The following is a 205-nucleotide window of genomic DNA, read 5'->3' as shown; positions in this document are numbered from 1 at the left end:
TAGCGCATCACCTTGCCAAGGTGAGGGTCGCGGGTTCGAATCCCGTCATCCGCTCGAGAGGTTGGACTCGACCTTTTATGGTGGAGTGGCCGAGTGGTGAGGCAACGGCCTGCAAAGCCGTGCACACGGGTTCGATTCCCGTCTCCACCTCGCGCGATTAGCTCAGCGGGAGAGCGCTTCCCTGACACGGAAGAGGTCACTGGTT

Annotated in this window: 1 tRNA gene; it reads left to right on the top strand. The window is 61.0% G+C overall.

Annotation, left to right across the window (positions count from 1 at the left end):
* The first annotated feature begins 79 nt into the window (after nt 1-79).
* Nucleotides 80-150 (top strand) — tRNA-Cys (locus A6I89_RS24280).
* Nucleotides 151-205: the final 55 nt, after the last annotated feature.

The sequence above is a fragment of the Prescottella equi genome (assembly GCF_002094305.1).
Taxonomy (GTDB): Bacteria; Actinomycetota; Actinomycetes; order Mycobacteriales; family Mycobacteriaceae; genus Prescottella; species Prescottella equi.
Note: the sequence above shows the minus strand (reverse complement) of the source record. Positions and strands in the feature narration are given on the sequence as shown.